Genomic DNA, 13,967 nt, shown 5'->3' with positions numbered 1-13,967 from the left:
CCAGTGATACATCCGGTATCCATGGATGGTGAAGCAAAAGTGTGCATCCGCATACCACCACGTGTACGTGAAAGGCATTTCATTCAAACCTGAATTCTTCATCTACGCACCGGCGAACGAACTGGAAGGCGTCTGTCGCGGCTACGCAGGCCTGCGCGCGCTCGTCGGCACTTAAAACGAGCGCATCCAATCCGTCGCGCTCGCGTCTCCAGCACTCCGCCACGCCCAGTTCGGACGGGCGCAGGTGACGCGCTCCGTAGCCGGCATGAAGCTGCAACGCCGCGGCCATCTTCAACAGCACGGCGGCACCGAGCGTTGAGCCCTCCGCCACATAGCGCCAGCCCACCGCGGCCGCCTTCGAGAACGCATGCGGCTGCGGTCGCCACGCGTGGGGTACCGGCACGATCGCGCCCAGATCACGAAGGTCCTCTTCGATCAGCGCCAAGCGGGTCGTGCCCGGATCCCACATCCGGTACAGCGGCGCAATGGTGTGGTGGAAGTGCCACTGCACGCGCAGGAAGCCGAGATAGCGCTGGCGCGACGCGAAGATGTGCTGGTGCAATAGATGCTGGTCGAGGCGAGCATGGACCGTTCGCGTGTGTTCCTTCAACGCGACGCTGAGCGCAACGTGATCAGGCTGTGCTGGCAAGATGGGAGTAGGCATCGGCGCGCAGCCTAGCAGACTCGGGCGTAAAGGCCGGCAGGGGTTTCGCAGTCGGTACATCTGAACTGCACGCCGGCTCGACAACGATTGCCCTACGATGACTCCACTCTCCATAGATGCCATGCCCGTGAACCTGCAGACCGTGCCCGCGACCCCGTACCGCATGCTCCCTGACAGCTGCCAGTTTGAACTGCTGGATGTGGATGCACTGCAGGATCCTGCCAGTGGCCGCTTGTTGCATCTGTACTCGCTGGTCGCCCGCTGCCTGTCCTGCGAGACGGTCTTCAAGGCAGAAGAAGGGCAGGGCCTGGTCAGCCATACGGCGGCGCGGGTGGTGCGATGCCCCACCGGCTGCGGCCAGCAGGCATTCAAGCCGGCGCTGCTGCGGTCATGGCGCCCGCAGGCCATTGCCCAGGCCTGAGCGGTAGACAATCCTGTCACGTTGTTACAGCAGCCCGGGATTGGCTCGCCAGACCGCGAAGTTGAGTGCCGAAGCAAACGAGATCCAGGCAAGGTAGGGAAGCAGCAGCACCGCTGCGACCGGGCGGATGCGCGCAAACGCGACGATCGTTGCGCACACCAGCACAATCAACACAAGAATGTCAGCGAAGGCGAGGGCGCCCAGCCTCCAGCCGAAGAACAGCCAGCTCCACAGCCCGTTGACGGCCAGTTGCAGCAGATAGAGCACCAATGCCGGTCGTGCGCCTCGCCAGCCACGTTCGCGCCAGGCCAGCCACGCGGCAAGCGCCATCATGGCGTAGAGCAGCGTCCACACCGGACCAAACACGCTGGCCGGTGGCGCCCAGGTGGGAAGGGCGAGGGTGGCATAGAAGCTGGCGGCCGATGTGGATGCCCACGCGCCCAGGGCGGCCACGACGAAGGTGATCGCCACCCATCCCAGAAATCCGGAAACCTGTGAACTCCGCTTCATACCGTGCAGCTCCGTGATGCGCATGCCAACGCATACGCACAGAGGCCGCGAATGGATGCAGGTTGGGGCGTTCAGTCCGAAGAACTGGCGGTACCCGTTCCCTGGCTCGCTGGCAGCAGCGAAGGCCGTTGATCAAACCACTCGCGTGCCTTGGCCAGATGCCATTGGCGCTGGTCACCGTCCAGTTCGATCCCCGCACCCAGCAGTCCCCACCGAAGATAGAGATCACCGCGTTTGCGCTGTTCGAACAGATCCAGTCGCGCGCGTACCGACAGGCGATCGTTCTCGGCCTGCAGCCCATCGATGACCAGATGGCCAGGGCGCCAGCGCAGCGTCGCCTGGGCCTGCACCTGGCCGGAGTCCAGCAGGGACAGGGTCCAGCGCGGGTAGTCGGTGCGCTCTGCGAACAGCGCCAGCAACGGTCGTGCATCGCTGAGATCCAGATCCGTGGTGGCGTCCACCTGGAACGGCGACTGCGCATCGATACGACCACGCTTGAAGACCGCGCGGCCTTTCCATGCAGTCGAGCCCTGCGTGCCCGCCACCTGCACGTTGCGCAGCTCGACCGTGGTGCCGGACAGATCGAAATGACGCTGGTTGAAGTCACCACGGCGCAGGGTTGCGTTCACGTCGACGTCGCCGCCCATGTCCAGCCCCGCCACCTTGGCACTGGCGTTGCGCCCCAGCAGCCGGGCCGTGCCATGGCCGACGCGCCCGTCGGTGTCGAGGGTCGCGTCACCGCTCAGGGTGCCAGTGCCACGGAGCAATCGCACCTGTGGCGAGCCAAGGTAGCGGTTGTAGGCGGTCAGATCAGGAATGGTTGCTTCCTTGAAGCGCAGCTGGGCGCGGACACCTTTGCGCAGTTCCTGCAGGCGGCCATCGCCGGTCAGGTCGAGGGCCAGATCACGGCCGTCGAACAGGCGCACGTCCTTGGCATCGGTTGGCCGCGCAGTGAATCGCGGCAAGCGGACGGCCAGCTGTGCCTGATTGGGGCTGCCGGCCTTCAACTCGCCATGGGCGCTGGCCGTTCCCGCCAGGCGGACGCCGGCGACTTCGGCGACGGCCTCGGCGGCGGGGATGTCCACGGTGCTGCCTTCGATCAGCTCGCCGTTGCGAAGCTGCAGGTCCGCCTTCAGCGTGCCGCCACCATCCAGCTGCAGCCATGGCTTGCGCACGAACAGGGCAGAGATCCAGTTGAGCGAGGTGAATGTCCATTCGCCGCGCACGGTGCCCGAGCTGCGTTCCAGCAACCGGGCAGGCGCCTGGAACGGGATGTCGCGCCCGCTGATGTGCAGATCCGCATCCACTTCGCTACCCGAGCCGCGACGCATGGGCAGGCGTGCCTGCAGGCGCAGGTCGTTGGCCACGTTGAGCTGCAGGGCCAGCAGGCCGCGATCCGGGGCACCGTCGCCCAGGTGGAGCGGCACCTGCCAGAGCGCGTGGTCGCCGGGCTGGAGCTGACCGTCGATCATGTGGAGCGTCAGCTGGAGGCGTCCAGGCACCGGAGCACTGGAAATCTTCGGCGTGGCGACATCAGTGTCCATCCGCAGGCCCTGGCTGCGGGCATCGACCTCGAGCTGGGCATGCAGAAGTTTCAGCTTGGCCAGGCCGGGCGCCTGGTCCCGATAGTGGCGCGGATAGCTGAAGCGCGCAGTGAGATCCATGTCGCCCAGCAGCTGCACACCGTCAAAGCTGGTGTCCGCATCGCTGAACGCAACCTCGGATTCGAACAGTTCGGATGGGCCGCCACGCAGCTGCTTCAGGAACCCCACGGTACCCTGGCCCTTGCCGATGATCAGCAGCTTGCCGAAGCGTGCGCTACGGATGCTGTCGCTGTGGATGGCGTTGAAACGCAAGGTCCAGCCCTGGTCGCTGCGCGGCGGTGAAGGGATGGCCTCTTCGACGCGGCTGATCTCGGCGGAAACTCCGGTGGCCTGCAGCCTTGGCACCCGCACCTCGCGCTGGAACAGGGGCAGCACCGCCAATCGGGCGCTGGCGCGGTCTGCATGCAACACGTAGACGGTGTGGTTCACGTGGCCGCGCATGTGCACGTTCCAGGCAATGACGTGGCCGGGCAGCACGGTAATGGCCGGCCCGGTGGTCATCACGAACTTCTGCGGCTTGCGGTTGGTGACCTGGTCGAACAGAGGGGTGTTGAGGAAGATGTTGCCGGCCAGCAGGTACAGCAGGTAGATGCCAAGCAGGAGGTAGCCAGCCACGCGCCATCGTCGGAAGCGGTGTGGGATGCGCGCGGAAACAGGGGGCATTTACTGCTCAAAAGGTTGGAATTTCCTCAACTATTACGGAGCGGATGGCGGTGGCGCGTGAAGCAGCTACGGGGCCGGAGCTCGATTCTGGTAGTGTCCGGCCTGGTCACGACCACAGATCTGCAGGAGACGCATGGAGATCCGGCCCGCCCGTGCAGGCGATTTCGAGGTGATGTGGGGCATGTTCAAGGAAGCCATTGCGATGCAGGATGCGCTGCCCTTTGCCGGCTCTTTCGCCGTCGAGACGTTTCGCGCGCATTGGTTCCAGGTCCAGGCACCTCATGTGGCTGTGCTGGAGGGCCGGGTGGTGGGCATGTACAAGATGGGCCCGAACTTCCCTGATCTAGGGGCGCACGTGGCCAGCGCCACGTATGTGGTGGATGCGCCGGAACAAGGGCAAGGTGTGGGCCGGGCGCTGGTGGAACACAGCCTGGAGCGGGCGAGGGCGGAAGGATTCCTGGCCATGCAGTTCAATTACGTAGTCAGTACCAACGACCCGGCCGTGGCGCTGTACCGGAAGCTGGGGTTCGATGTGGTCGGGACGTTACCGAAGGCGTTCCGGCACGGTCAGTTGGGGTTGGTCGATGTCTTCGTGATGCACAGGTTCCTGTAGTGCCGTCGCCGGGTCGGTCGCCTCAATCAGCGTTCTTTGGGAGCGTGATGACGAATGAAGTGCGACCATCCCGCCATCGTCCATGGACAGTGCCGCGGTGCGCGTGGCAGATTTCCCGCACCAGGAACAGGCCGAGGCCCAAGCTCGCGTGTTCGCCTTGTGACGCGTTGTGCGAGCCTCTGCGCAAGGGATCGAACAGACTGTTGAACGCTTCGTCCGATAGTTCGGCCCCGGTGTTGCTCACCGTGATCATGATCTGGTCGACGAGGCCCTCAAGGCTGATCCGCACATCGGTGCCGTGTTCGCCGTACTTTGCAGCGTTGGTCGTGAGGTTGTGAACCGCCTCGCGCAACGAAGAGGCGTCGAAGCAACCGTGGGCATCGCCTTCAGCCTCATACTTGATGGGGACGTGGGGCAGGGAAGCGCGAAGCAATTCGACTTCTTCGCCAAGCGATTGTGCAAGATCGCAGTCCACCGGATGAATGGCCATGCCATCGCCCAGCTTGCTGCGGCTGTAAGCCAGCAGGTCGTCGAGCAGCTTGTTCATGCGCATGCTGCCATTGAGGATCCGCTCGGCCTGCCTGGACAATGCCGGATCCTGCAGTCCACTGGCCAGAGTGTCCGCCGAGAACATGACCGCTGCCAAAGGACCTCGGAGATCATGCCCGAGCGCTGCCAGGAAGATCTGCCTCCAGGACTCGACCTCGGCAGAGAACTGAGCAAGGGATTCGGCGACCGCCTGATCGATGGCCTCATTGAAACGAAGGATGTCATCGATCGATGGAGTGATCAGCTGCTGGTCGGATGCCCATCGCCGAAGTACCGAAGCCCGGAGTGCTCGATACTCGGCCACCATCTGGTTGAGGCTAAAGCCGGCGATGGCGCGGGTTCGGCCATGATAGGACGCGGCGGACTCGGGGCCGGGCTTCAACGGTGCAAGCCCGTGGGACTTTGCGACCTGCTGGGAGGCTGTCTGCGGCGATCTGAGATCGTCTACAACTGCCTGAAGAATCTGGGGAAGATGATTCCGAAGTTGCTTTACGCTGAACTCGACAGTATCGGGCGCCTGCGTTTCGGCGAATGCCACCGCGTCTTCCAGGATTTCCCGCGCATTCCGTTCGATAAAATCAGCCAGGCGCATCGCCAAACCCGTCCTTAAGTGGTGCGTCGAGCCTACACCGGCGGGCCTGCATGCTGGGGGAGAAGGTTGGCGCCGTGGAGCCTGGTTCTGGGGGCGTTGGGAGGGTTACTTGAAGGGGGGTAGCATGCGGCCAGGACTGGACTGCTTGGGGTTCGTCTGGGCAGACTTCTTTGTAACATAATATACAGAATGCGGCTGATCGGAGCCGGAAAAGCCTTGTGAATCAATGGCCTTAGCGCGTGCGGCGCCTGGTGCTGCGAACACTACCAGCATCAGCACTGCCGCCGCCGCGCTTAACCTGTCCAGCACTGAGCGCCAGACCCTACGCTGAGCGGGGGTCTCGGCCTGTTCCTCCATCACTCGCACGACGATCTCGCCATCCAGACCAGCGATGGCGGCCAGCGCAGTTGCGTGCATTTCCGTGATCACTCCGCCCTTGCGCCACTTCGATACGGCGCTTGCGGTCACGCGCAATTTCTCCGCCAAAGCCCTGTCCGACGGGCGTTCGCACTTCTCGCGGGCCTTGTCTAGCAGTAGGTCGATGCTTCGCATGTGGAGTACCAGTTGACACAGGGATCAACTGTGAGTTTATATCGCCCCGCGTCAACTGGTAGTTGATGCCCCGCCACCGGCACCCCAAGGCCGCTGGCGGGTTCTCTTGGGGCTTGGGGTAGGGGAGTAGGGATGATCGATCCGTTCATTGCCTTCGTGCTGCTGGCGGCCATCGTGGCCGTATCCATTGGCAGCGCCAAACTCGTTTCGTGGTGCCTCGACCGGCGTGGGGAGTCCGCCCGTCGCAGCGCACACGAAGCGGCCTTCGTAGCCCAGGCACGCGCCGAACTGGCCGCAACCGGCTGGACCCCGAATCGCGAAACGCTCTATCAGGCCGAAATTGCCGCCACCAAGCGCGGCGATCTGCTGGCCGCTGCTCGCTATGCCGAAGAGCAGGAGCGCGCCGCATGAGCAGGTTTCCCTCATTCGCCGAACTGGCGGAGTTCGATATGGGTCTTGCGGCGTGCGCCGTGCTCATCGCCGCTTGGCTGGGAGCGGCATTGCTCTCCATCGTGATCGAGCAGGCATGGCTGGGGCTTCGTCGCCTGTGGAAGCTCGGTAAGGAGCGCTCCAATGGCCGTTGATCGCGCTCGCTTCAGGATGGCCGTTGAGGGCGGGGCAAGGGGCTTTTCCCCGCTTTCGCCCGGTCAAAAGGGGCAGCGGGCGGCGGCGGAGATTGGCCCGGGGAGTAACACGGGCCAAAAGGGTCAGCAGGACGCAATCATCGACTACCTGACCTTTGTGGTCCCGCTCTCCGCCCTTGAGGAAGTGAACTGCCAGAAGCTGGACCTCTTGCTTTTCCGCATCTTTGGTTTCCGTGGCGAAGTGGTTGCCGGTGCGATTCGTGAGAAGAACTGGAACTTCTACGAGCAGTCGGCGGTGTTGATCGACCGGGAGAATGAGGTTGTTGGCCGCGTGGGCATCGGCGGCAAGAAGCACACCGTGTGCATCAGCCTCACTGGTATGGGTTGCAAGTGGATTCGTGACCCCGCCCGAATCTACAAGCAGCTGTCCATGCTTGATGGGAAGATCACCCGCGTTGACTGCGCGCACGACGACTACGAAGGCGAACGCCTGGACGTGCATGCGCTTCGCGAGGTTGCCGCGCAAGGCGGCTTCACCGAAGGCGGTTGCCCGCCCCGTCACCGCTTCATTTCCGATGAAGGCCACAACACCGGCTGCACGCTGTACGTCGGCGGCAAAGGCCACAAGGAACTGTGCGTGTACGAGAAGGGCAAGGCCGAGGGCCTGCCGTCATCGCGCTGGGTGCGCGCAGAAGTGCGTTTGTATGGCAAGCACATGGAAATCCCGCTCGATGTGCTGTTGAACCCGGGCGCGTATCTGCGCGGTTCGTATAGCGCCTTGCAGAACCTCATTACGGGCGTGTGCACGCGACTGCGCACGCTGCAAAAGCAAGTGGAAACCTCTGTCGAAGCCGGTATCGAGTGGGCGCATCGACAGGTAGGGCCTTTCCTCAACGTCCTTCGCGGAGCGCTCGGCGATTCATGGGCCGACTTCGCAGAGAGCCGCATCCTCCGTGACGGTCACCCCGGACGGTTTCGCGGTATTGCCAAGGGTGAACCACTCCATCGCTATGTGAGGGAAGAACTATGCCTATCTGCCGCGTGAAGTCCGCTGCCGTCGAAGAACGGCACAACAGCAAGACCAACTCGATCATCCGTTCTCAGATGGTCGGTCTCGATTTCGGCAACGGCTTCGAACTGCCGTTCCGTGTCGGCCTCGGCTCGCGCCCGCCGTACCCGCCGGGCGAGTACGACATTGATCCCCAGTCGTTCGCACTGAGCCAGTACGGGGACCTGATCCTGAAGCGTTACGTGGACCTCGTTCCGCTGCAGGCGAAGGCCGCAGCCGCACCGGCGAAGCCGTAAGCCATGGCCGTGCTGATCCCTGCGTGCCGCGAAGCCGACCTGGACACGGCCACGGGGACCTGCACGGCTGTGATCTGGATTCCTCAACCGGCACTGCTGCCGGAACTGCCGATTGAGGATGCACAGGCCATCGGCGCAAAGATCGCGCTCCTGTGGGCTGTCGCGTACGTGTTCCGGCTCATTCGCAAAAAAATCGAACAGTCCTAGGAGGACACATGCACAAGATGTTGAAGGCCCTGAAGGGCAAGAGCGCCGCACTGGCGGTCGTCGGTACCGCTGCGCTGGTGTCGGCGCCGGCATTCGCGTCGGGTGGTGGTACCAGCGTGGACGTGGGCGCTGTGGTTTCGGCCATCAACGCGGCCTTGGGTCCCATCGGTCAGATCGGTGTCGCGGTGCTGGGCGTGCTGGTCGGCATCAAGGTCTACAAGTGGGTGCGCCGCGCGATGTAACGGCAACCGGGGGGCAGGGCCGACTCCCTCCCCCCGGTCTTCTAACGCCCTGGACAGGGCAGGGGGCTTGGGATGGAAGGGTGGATTTGGCTGTGCGCATGGCTGGTGGCGTGCGCGATCATCTTCGTGGACTTCAGCTAATGCACTGGCTTGCACGCGTGTTTGCTTCCGCGATTGCCAGACGCATTGCATATGCGCTGATTGCGGTGCTTCTGGCATGGCTCGGTCTCGGTGACGCTCACGCTCAGGCCAAGAACTGTCGGAATGAATCTGAACGCTGTTCGGTCGCGGAAGCTCAGGCGCAGTGTGAGGCCTTCCAACCCAGTATCGCTGGAAATACCAGCATTGTTTCGTTCAGTCGCAAGAATTGCGAGCGTGATGGCGGTGCTAGCAATGGCCGCTTCATCGTCCTGTACTGGGGCAAGGACAGGAATGGGACAGAGCAGGGCCCATTCAATCCGGGGGCCTACTTCTACTGGATCAACAAGTGTTCTTCTGAGTCGCAGTACACGGGGGCTGGGCCATGGTCCAGCATTGGCGGCTCAGCTCGTAGCGGAAGTCTCGGGTGCCGGAATGGTTGCTACGGGATGTGGACGAAAAACGCGGATTCGACGTTTACGTGGGATTCCGTGGATATTGTTTGCCCTGTTGATGAGAAGAATCAGTGCGATCAGCCACAGAATGCCAATGCAGGTTTCTACTGGAACCCTGTCCTCAGGGTCTGTGAGCCGCCGAAGACGCAATGCGAGGGCGGTAAGAACCCAAATTCGCTCGGTCAGTGTGCGCCTGAGCCCTGCCCGGAAGGGATGGCACAGCAGCAGGACGGCACCTGCAAGAAGAAGGAAAGTGAGTGTCCTGCGGGGCAAGTTCGTTCGCCGGATGGCAAGTGCCTGCCCGGCGACGGCCAATGCGCAAAGGGTGAGGTGCGCGGCCAGGACGGAACTTGCAAGAAGGACGCTGACGACGATGGCAAGCCGGACCCGGTAACCGACGAATCGTTCAGCGGCGGCGATGATTGCAGTGCTCCGCCGTCGTGCAGTGGTTCGCCGATCATGTGTGGTCAGGCGCGCATTCAATGGCGCATCGACTGCAACACGCGCAAGAACCGGAATATCGCAGGTGGCACCTGCGCTTCCATGCCGATCTGCACTGGCGACAAGTGCGATGCGATGGAGTATGCCGGGCTGTTGATGCAATGGCGGTCAGCCTGTGCACTGGAAAAGATGGCGCAAGGCAACGGCAATGGCGGTGGCGAGAACGCTGATCTCAAAGCGATTCGTGACGCAATCACCGGCACCGGTGGAACTGTTACGTTGCCGCCTGACCGCCCCGCATCTGACGCATGGGCACCCAGTGGCGGCACCGCCACTACGCCTGATACCAGCGGATACGGCTGGGGTGGAACCTGCCCGCAGCCTCCGAGTATCGAAGTTTTTGGCAATGCGATTCAGATCAATACAGCACCGCTCTGCAATTGGCTTTTTCTCGGTGGCTACTTCGTTATGGGCCTTGCCGCGCTCGCCTCTCTCCGCATCGTTGCATCTAAGGACGCCTAACCATGCCGTGGCTTATCAGCTCACTACTGACCGGCCTTGCCGGGATCTTTCGTTCGAAGTGGGGCCCGTGGGTTACTGAGGCCATGGTGTGGCTCGGCTTGTCCTGGGCAACCAATGAGTTCCTCGTTGATCCGTGGATCCAGCAGATGGAACAGGCCATGCGAGCGGGCGCGCCCGGCGGTGAATTTGGCGCACTGGTGGTGGCCTATGCGGGCATCATGAAATTCGACGTGGCCTGCACGATGATTGCCTCGGCGGTGACTGCAAAGTTCGCTGTGGGTGCAGTGAAAACAGTTCTGACGAAGCGGACCTGACATGCCTATCGAACTGTTTACCGGTCAGCCCGGCAATGGCAAAACAGCGCTGATGATGGAGCGGCTTGTCGCTGAGGCGAAGGCCGCAACCCGGCCAATTTTCGCCGCTGGCATCGACGGGCTTGATCCTGGCCTTGCGACTGTTCTGGATGATCCGCGGCACTGGAACAACAAGGACGCTGAGGGGAATTACATCGTTCCGGATGGGTCTCTGATCTTTGTCGATGAGGCGTGGAAGTGGTTCGGCCATCTGCATGACGCAACTCGCCAGCAGACGCCGCGTCACGTGCTTGAGCTGGCTGAGCATCGGCATCGTGGCCTGGACTTCGTATGGACCACGCAGCAGCCGAACCAGCTGTATCCGTTCGTGCGCGGCCTGATCGGATCGCACGCGCACGTGGTTCGTCGCTTCGGTACGAAGATGCTCGACGTCTATCGCTGGGGCGAGTTGAACGAGGAAATCAAGTCACTTGCGAAGCGTGACATGGCGCAGCGCACGACCCGGCTCCTGCCGTCGCAGGTTTTCGGCCAGTACAAGTCTGCTGAGGTCCACACGATCAAGGCGCGCATTCCATTCAAGGTGATGTTGCTGCCGGTGCTGGTTGTTGTTGCCCTCGTTTTCGCCTACTTGGCCTATAGGTCGCTCACTTCATCCGGCCTTACGGGGGGCGAGGGGAAAGAGGGGACGCAATCGGCGTCAGCCGATGCGGCCCCTTCGCCGTTCCGTCCAGCGGGAGCCAAGGAAGAGGCGCCGCGTTGGCCTACTGCCGCTGCGTACGCCAAGGACCATCTGCCTCGCATCAGCACCATGCCCTGGACTGCGCCGGTGTTCGATGAACGTCAGGCGCGTTCCGATCCGCAGTTGGTGTGTATGTCGTCACTGGAAGGGCTGGATGCGCAGGGCGTGCGACAGGAGGCCAGCTGCCGTTGTCTTACGGAGCAGGGCACAGCATATGAGCTGAGCCAGCCGGAATGCCGCACGCTCGCACGCAACGGACCTGTCTACAACCCGTACCGCGAACGTTCAGAGGAACGCAGTAAGCAGCGATTTGATGACTCCGGTCGATCCCAGCCGGATGCGGCAATGGGGCGTGTCGGTGGTGTGGCCCAGCACGTCGAGCGCTCCATGGGCACGTTTCCGGAGTCGCCGTCCTACCGATCGGATTCCTACATGACCACGGCGCCGGGGCCGAACAAGCTGTGACCAGTAGCGCGCGCGAACTGTTGAAGTGGTTGGCCGTGATCCTGATGACCGGAGATCACGTTGCCAAGGTGATCTATGGCGGGTACGTGCCTGGACTCAGCGAAGCGGGGCGGGTGGCCTTTCCGCTGTTCGCACTGGTGATGGCCTACAACCTCGCTCAGCCAGGCGCAGATGTGGGCAAGTCCGTTCGTAGGCTCGGCGCTTGGGGGTTGGTCGCACAGCCGGTTCACGCGTTGACGTTCGGGTACTGGCTGCCGCTGAACATTCTGCTCACGTTCGCCCTTTGCGCAGGAGCGGTCTACGCGGCATGTCAGCGCAGATGGGTTGTCCTGGCATTCACCGCGGCGGTGTTTCCGCTGTTCGTGGACTACCAGTGGGCCGGGGTAGGGTTCGTTCTGCTGGCATGGTTGGGATTCCGCACAGGGCGGCCGCTGCTGACCTTGGCGGCGTTCGCGCCGCTGTGCGCGTTCAATGCCAGCCTGTGGGCGCTGGCGGCCATTCCCGTGGCCGTGTGGCTATCCCATGCGACGTGGCCGGTACCGCGCGGCCGTTGGGCCTTCTATGGATACTACGTGGCCCACCTTGCGTGCATAGGCCTGCTGGCGCCTATACTGCGGCCATGAGCCTGCGCCGATACCTCGACATTCACTACTGGATTGCCCGATGGATGGATCGGGCGTTCGCGCGCGAGCGAAGCCGCAGGCGTAGATGATCAGGGGCAGGGCGCGCCAGGCACGTTCTCCCAGCCTCCAGGAATGCGGCGGAATATTACGCCGCCGATGCATCGCAGCCCCTCGTTTCGTTCCTTCGCCTCAATGTCCCTTTGCACAGCGGCTTGGCGAGTTCGCATTTCAGCGAGGCGAGCTTCTTTCTCGGCCTGCTCTCGGCGCGCCCTGATCTCGGCGATGAACGCGTCCTTTTCCGCTGTTGTCGGCTGCGTCGTCACGGATGGGTGGGCCACAACTGACGGTGGCTCGTGGCTCTGGAATCGTGCATTCCAAGCGTTACCAGTCTTCAAATGCAGCCAGATACCGGCACCAGCCATGCCCAGCAGCAGAACTGCCCACATGCCGAGCCACGGAAACTCCCAGCGCGTGCGTGGGATGGGTTGTAGGTACTCCGGTCGTTCGCGTGCCATACGGCCCCCAAGGCGTCCTGCGCGCATTGTAGCCGGGGTGTAGGGGCGGCGCCCCTACGGAAGCGCCTCACACGCGCTGGCGGCGTTTCGGCCCCGGTACCGGTAGGACTGCCGCGGGCGGCTCGGCGTCGGGGCCAGCCATCGCCACCGTTGACCGCTTTTCCCGGCGATGTGCCAAGGCATCGGAGAGGTTCACCACGCTGGCGGCGTTGAAGGACAAGGGTTTCCGTGGCTTGCCGATCGCGCGGCCGGCCTCCATCATCCGGCGCCATTCCTGCGCTTGGGCAGCAGTGAGCGACAGCCAGGCCAGATCCTGCGGCTCCAGCTCGCGGCCTTCGGGTGTGACCAGTCGGCCACCCTTAAACGAAAAACCGGCCCAAGGGCCGGTCAGTTTCCGATCACGCACGATCAGGCTCCATGCCAGAGTAGATGCCGGGGCAGCGGCAAGAGACGTGCCAGCCACCCCAAGATGATCTGAACATAATATACATTATGCGAAATTGTATCAGGCGCTTCGGTAAGCGCTGGTCCTCCTTCGTCGGCTCCGCGTGGCAATGGCTGGGCCTCTGGCTCGGCTCTTGCCTGCGGCCTGGGACCCCGGCCAAGGATGAGATCGCGGCATGATTGAGTTCGACCCGCACCACCGTATCGACTTGACCGGCCCTTGGGCCGGTTTTTCTTTCCTGGGTGACCGTCTGATTACGCCCGAAGGCCGCGAGCTGCTGCCCGAGGATCTGGCCTGGCTGTCGCTCACTGCCTGCCAGGCGCAGGAATGGCGCCGAATGATGGAAGCTGCCCGTTCAACTCCGTCGATCGACAGTTCCAGAAATGCGCGCAATCGCGACGCCGGCATTCGCCATCATCCTGCCACTGTCGTCAATCTCCGGGATGTGGTCAGCAGACGCAAAGAGCGTTCGGCAGTGGCGAAGGCTGGCCCTGACGCCGAGCCGCCAGCAGCAATCCTGCCGCTATCGGGGCCAACGCGTCGCGAGCGCGTGTGAGGCGTTTTCGTAGGGGCGCTGCCCCTACACCCCGGCTAGAATGCGGGCAGGACAACTTGGGGGCGCTATGGATAAGGGCGGATGGCAGATCACGTCTGCGGTACTGGCAATGGCATTAGTAGGCACGGGGTTTGCGCTCCAGGCGAATCGAACTGCCCTGGCGCAGGCCAACGAAGACCTCAAAGCCGCGAGAACGGTTGAGACGGTGACTATCCACGAGGTTCACCGCGAGGCGTGCCAAACATCAC

General features: G+C 63.0%; 20 protein-coding genes. 13 read left to right on the top strand and 7 right to left on the bottom strand.

What is annotated here, in order from left to right; all coding sequences use genetic code 11:
• Window positions 1-79: 79 nt before the first annotated feature.
• Entirely contained in the window at window positions 80-664 is a 585-nt protein-coding gene (locus N5J73_RS04560) for a biliverdin-producing heme oxygenase (RefSeq protein ID WP_157804561.1), read from the bottom strand.
• 127 nt (window positions 665-791) lie between these two features.
• Between N5J73_RS04560 and N5J73_RS04555 the strand changes: the two genes are divergently transcribed.
• Window positions 792-1,085 (top strand): hypothetical protein, encoded by a 294-nt coding sequence (locus tag N5J73_RS04555; protein ID WP_049449534.1) that lies wholly within the window; start codon window positions 792-794, stop codon window positions 1,083-1,085.
• 24 nt (window positions 1,086-1,109) lie between these two features.
• On the opposite strand, the gene N5J73_RS04550 is transcribed toward N5J73_RS04555, so the two are convergent.
• Window positions 1,110-1,595: a TspO/MBR family protein gene (locus N5J73_RS04550; RefSeq protein WP_049449532.1), complete on the bottom strand. Its 486-nt coding sequence runs from the start codon at window positions 1,593-1,595 to the stop codon at window positions 1,110-1,112.
• A gap of 71 nt (window positions 1,596-1,666) precedes the next feature.
• Window positions 1,667-3,862, bottom strand: coding sequence for a hypothetical protein (locus tag N5J73_RS04545; RefSeq protein ID WP_049449472.1), 2,196 nt, complete (start codon window positions 3,860-3,862; stop codon window positions 1,667-1,669).
• Window positions 3,863-3,995: 133 nt separating this feature from the next.
• On the opposite strand from N5J73_RS04545, the gene N5J73_RS04540 reads away from it, so the two are divergent.
• A complete protein-coding gene (locus N5J73_RS04540) occupies window positions 3,996-4,475 on the top strand; it encodes a GNAT family N-acetyltransferase (protein ID WP_049449471.1) in 480 nt (159 codons plus the stop codon).
• A 22-nt stretch (window positions 4,476-4,497) separates the two neighbouring features.
• On the opposite strand, the gene N5J73_RS04535 is transcribed toward N5J73_RS04540, so the two are convergent.
• Both N5J73_RS04535 and N5J73_RS04530 read right to left on the bottom strand, forming a co-directional pair.
• On the bottom strand, window positions 4,498-5,616 hold the full coding sequence (locus N5J73_RS04535) for a sensor histidine kinase (RefSeq protein ID WP_049449469.1): 1,119 nt from the start codon (window positions 5,614-5,616) through the stop codon (window positions 4,498-4,500).
• 105 nt (window positions 5,617-5,721) lie between these two features.
• The gene (locus tag N5J73_RS04530) at window positions 5,722-6,168 is read right to left on the bottom strand and encodes a DUF3693 domain-containing protein (RefSeq protein ID WP_279940654.1); all 447 of its coding nucleotides are present in this window, start codon (window positions 6,166-6,168) and stop codon (window positions 5,722-5,724) included.
• Window positions 6,169-6,300: 132 nt separating this feature from the next.
• On the opposite strand from N5J73_RS04530, the gene N5J73_RS04525 reads away from it, so the two are divergent.
• The 10 genes from N5J73_RS04525 to N5J73_RS04480 all read left to right on the top strand — a co-directional run bounded on the left by N5J73_RS04525 (window position 6,301) and on the right by N5J73_RS04480 (window position 12,203).
• Window positions 6,301-6,579, top strand: coding sequence for a hypothetical protein (locus tag N5J73_RS04525; protein ID WP_279940652.1), 279 nt, complete (start codon window positions 6,301-6,303; stop codon window positions 6,577-6,579).
• Window positions 6,576-6,752: a hypothetical protein gene (locus N5J73_RS04520; protein WP_241877150.1), complete on the top strand. Its 177-nt coding sequence runs from the start codon at window positions 6,576-6,578 to the stop codon at window positions 6,750-6,752. Before N5J73_RS04525 ends, N5J73_RS04520 begins: the two co-directional genes overlap by 4 nt.
• Window positions 6,742-7,797 (top strand): replication initiation factor domain-containing protein, encoded by a 1,056-nt coding sequence (locus N5J73_RS04515; protein ID WP_279940646.1) that lies wholly within the window; start codon window positions 6,742-6,744, stop codon window positions 7,795-7,797. The genes N5J73_RS04520 and N5J73_RS04515 overlap by 11 nt, the downstream gene beginning before the upstream one ends.
• A complete protein-coding gene (locus N5J73_RS04510) occupies window positions 7,779-8,057 on the top strand; it encodes a single-stranded DNA-binding protein (RefSeq protein ID WP_279940644.1) in 279 nt (92 codons plus the stop codon). The genes N5J73_RS04515 and N5J73_RS04510 overlap by 19 nt, the downstream gene beginning before the upstream one ends.
• Before the next feature lie 3 nt (window positions 8,058-8,060).
• Entirely contained in the window at window positions 8,061-8,264 is a 204-nt protein-coding gene (locus tag N5J73_RS04505; RefSeq protein ID WP_065184837.1) for a hypothetical protein, read from the top strand.
• An 8-nt stretch (window positions 8,265-8,272) separates the two neighbouring features.
• A complete protein-coding gene (locus tag N5J73_RS04500; protein WP_164078447.1) occupies window positions 8,273-8,506 on the top strand; it encodes a major capsid protein in 234 nt (77 codons plus the stop codon).
• An 80-nt stretch (window positions 8,507-8,586) separates the two neighbouring features.
• Complete coding sequence (locus tag N5J73_RS04495; protein WP_279940641.1) at window positions 8,587-10,062, top strand: virulence factor TspB C-terminal domain-related protein; 1,476 nt, start codon at window positions 8,587-8,589, stop codon at window positions 10,060-10,062.
• A gap of 2 nt (window positions 10,063-10,064) precedes the next feature.
• Window positions 10,065-10,376 (top strand): DUF2523 family protein, encoded by a 312-nt coding sequence (locus N5J73_RS04490; RefSeq protein WP_001145882.1) that lies wholly within the window; start codon window positions 10,065-10,067, stop codon window positions 10,374-10,376.
• A 1-nt stretch (window position 10,377) separates the two neighbouring features.
• Window positions 10,378-11,580 carry a zonular occludens toxin domain-containing protein gene (locus tag N5J73_RS04485; protein ID WP_164078448.1) on the top strand — a complete coding sequence of 401 codons (1,203 nt, stop codon included), beginning with the start codon at window positions 10,378-10,380 and terminating at the stop codon, window positions 11,578-11,580.
• The gene (locus N5J73_RS04480) at window positions 11,577-12,203 is read left to right on the top strand and encodes a TraX family protein (RefSeq protein ID WP_279940639.1); all 627 of its coding nucleotides are present in this window, start codon (window positions 11,577-11,579) and stop codon (window positions 12,201-12,203) included. Before N5J73_RS04485 ends, N5J73_RS04480 begins: the two co-directional genes overlap by 4 nt.
• 89 nt (window positions 12,204-12,292) lie before the next feature.
• Here the strand turns inward: N5J73_RS04480 and N5J73_RS04475 are convergent, their stop codons facing one another.
• The gene (locus N5J73_RS04475) at window positions 12,293-12,718 is read right to left on the bottom strand and encodes a hypothetical protein (RefSeq protein WP_279940637.1); all 426 of its coding nucleotides are present in this window, start codon (window positions 12,716-12,718) and stop codon (window positions 12,293-12,295) included.
• Between the two features lie 67 nt (window positions 12,719-12,785).
• Window positions 12,786-13,124 (bottom strand): DUF3653 domain-containing protein, encoded by a 339-nt coding sequence (locus N5J73_RS04470; protein ID WP_279940636.1) that lies wholly within the window; start codon window positions 13,122-13,124, stop codon window positions 12,786-12,788.
• A 214-nt stretch (window positions 13,125-13,338) separates the two neighbouring features.
• Here N5J73_RS04470 and N5J73_RS04465 point away from each other — a divergent pair, with 214 nt between their 5' ends.
• Entirely contained in the window at window positions 13,339-13,719 is a 381-nt protein-coding gene (locus tag N5J73_RS04465) for a DUF3653 domain-containing protein (protein WP_164078451.1), read from the top strand.
• Window positions 13,720-13,967 lie beyond the last annotated feature (248 nt).

Source organism: Stenotrophomonas sp. GD03654 (genome assembly GCF_029845105.1).
Taxonomy (GTDB): domain Bacteria; phylum Pseudomonadota; class Gammaproteobacteria; order Xanthomonadales; family Xanthomonadaceae; genus Stenotrophomonas; species Stenotrophomonas africana.
This window is presented reverse-complemented; position numbering and strand designations above follow the sequence as displayed.